At 30.8% G+C, this 2,414-nt stretch carries 2 protein-coding genes; both read left to right on the top strand.

What is annotated here, in order from left to right:
• Positions 1-156: 156 nt before the first annotated feature.
• On the top strand, positions 157-507 hold the full coding sequence (locus D5R40_RS32220; protein ID WP_124143537.1) for a carbon dioxide-concentrating mechanism protein CcmK: 351 nt from the start codon (positions 157-159) through the stop codon (positions 505-507).
• Positions 508-1,241: 734 nt separating this feature from the next.
• The gene (locus D5R40_RS32215) at positions 1,242-2,225 is read left to right on the top strand and encodes a hypothetical protein (protein WP_124143538.1); all 984 of its coding nucleotides are present in this window, start codon (positions 1,242-1,244) and stop codon (positions 2,223-2,225) included.
• Positions 2,226-2,414: the final 189 nt, after the last annotated feature.

Below are 2,414 nucleotides of genomic sequence, written 5' to 3'. Positions count from 1 at the left end.
GAACAATTTAGATGAATATTGTCCTAAACTTATTGATAGCTCAAATTAATATTATTGATAATTTGGCTGAATATATAGTTTAGTTATGATAGACATCTAAAATTTTTACAATTAATTGCAGAGATTAATTCTTAACTTAAATTTAGGAGAAATATAATGGCACAACAAGCTGTTGGAGCACTGGAAACTAAGGGTTTTCCTGGTATTTTAGCTGCCTCAGATGCAATGGTAAAAGCAGGTCGAGTCACTTTAGTGGGTTATATTAGGGTTGGTAGTGCTCGGTTTACTGTTCAAATTCGAGGTGATGTTTCGGAAGTAAAAACTGCTATGGATGCAGGAATTGCTGCTGTTGAAAAAGCTTATGGTGCTACTTTGGAATCTTGGGTAATTATTCCTCGTCCTCATGATAATATTGTGGCTGTTTTACCAATAGATTTTAATCCAGGTGTTGAAGAATTCCGCCAACGAGTAGAAGGAATAACTGTACCAAGATTGCCTAATAGGTAGATGAATTTTGACTAATTAAATATCTACATAATTCTATTTTAAGCCGTCCATAAGACTATAGTATTACCAAGATTTACAATTTTGGTTAGTATTAAAAAATATAGACAGTGGACGGTACTATGGAAGCATGATTTGAGTAGCTAGTTTGGATTAAATATTAGATTTTAGGTATTCAATAATTAATAATTATCTGTATAAAAAAAGATTGGTGAATATTTTTTTTGATTTATTTATTCAAATAATAAGAGGCTTTAAACCTTAATGATTAGATAATTATAAAAAATCAATAACCAGAACACATAAAACTATCACAATTAATTAGGAAACTATATATTCTGTAAAAATAATCCCAAAATTGGTGAGATTTTAATAGTGAAAATTGAAAAAGTAATAAGTGAACATTTTCATTCAATATGCTATTGTTAAAATAAGCACAATTGAATCTCTGTAAAAAATATTGAATTTATCTATTGTTGACAATTAAAAACAAATCGAATGGAATTTTGATTGAGAATAGCTACAATGAGTAAAGACTATGACAGCAGGATAGTCTTTATTTATTGTAGCTAATTTCCTATTGAATTTTGTGTAGGTAGTGCGAGTACATAGCAAAAAAACTAAAATACAGATAATAAAGTCTGAAACTATTACTACTGTTACCTACTTTCTAATTCCAAAAGATTTTCTACACAACCCTGTCGAGGACTGCTATATATTGAATCTTATCTGAAGCTATGGATACTTGGATTATACAATTACACCGCTCTACTAATGAAATCACTTTTTTGGCAATTAGTGCCTTGGCAGCAATAATTTTTTGCTTTTGGTTTATCCCTATTGCTACAGATACTATGGTAAATTCTGCAGCAGGTTTAGCTGAAAAATATTTAGGTAAAAATCAACGCACAATAGTAATCAATTCTAGTACAAATAATCCTGAATTATTTTTGATGTTGCTATCATTGAGTCTCGGTAGGTTAGGAGGTATAGCAACTCCTCTAGGTTCAAATTTTGCCAATATTTATCTAATGTTTATTGTGGCACCAATAATTGTTATAGGTAAATGGGTATTTTTAGGAAAAATATCTAATATCAAAAATTTTATCGAAATTCTTAATAAAGAAAAAATGCTATTTTTATGGCATTTTTCCATGTCATTATCAATGTTTGCCTTTGCTACTACAGCTTATTGGTTTATTACTGGTGAATCGGAATTTGCACCTTTGCCAGAAGTCATAGATTCCCGAACTTTACCTTGGGTAATTGTTGGTGGTATAACTTGTTTAGCAGGTATATTTGTCTTTTTTCTTTATGAAAAACAGTTTAAGCAAAAAAGACCTGAATTATTTGAAGATATTAATGCAGATGATTATGAAGCAAGTTGGTGGAAGTTTATTGTAGGCACGGCTTTATTGATATTATTATGTTATATTTTAAATACATTATTTATAGCTTGGACTGAAATTTATGATGATTTACTGACTAAATTGTTTGGTGATTCAATTTTTGCAGGATTGCATTATTTTTTGGGAAGTTTAATATCATCTTTACCAGAAACAATTGTAGCTGTGAAAAATTATGAGCGTTTAACTTCACCAGATTTAAACACAGCAATGGCATCAGCTAGTCAGTCAAATATGACTAATTTGGGAATAGGTTTTTTAGGTAGTGTTTTAGCAAGTTTACTATTGGCTATAGGTATTAATTATCAGTTATAAAATCAAGCTATCGGCTGTGTTGAAAAATAATTTTGAAGAAGGAATAAGAAAAAAGTGGATGGGGTTTGTAGACAGGAAGTGGCAGGTCGTTGACTATCCCCAACCAATTGTAGACGGTGGGGTATTAAACCCTTGAAGAAGGAGACAGGAGACAGGAGACAGGAGACAGGAGGAAAATTACATGGGGAT

Origin of the sequence: Okeania hirsuta, from assembly GCF_003838195.1 — a bacterium.
Lineage (GTDB): Bacteria > Cyanobacteriota > Cyanobacteriia > Cyanobacteriales > Microcoleaceae > Okeania > Okeania hirsuta.
The sequence above is the reverse complement of the archived record's forward strand: the minus strand, read 5'-3'. Positions and strand labels throughout refer to the sequence as shown.

Excerpts from the sequence above, each read along its gene's own strand:
- D5R40_RS32220 (WP_124143537.1), top strand. The coding sequence starts at position 157 with ATGGCACAACAAGCTGTTGGAGCACTGGAAACTAAGGGTTTTCCTGGT.
- D5R40_RS32215 (WP_124143538.1), top strand. The coding sequence starts at position 1,242 with ATGGATACTTGGATTATACAATTACACCGCTCTACTAATGAAATCACT.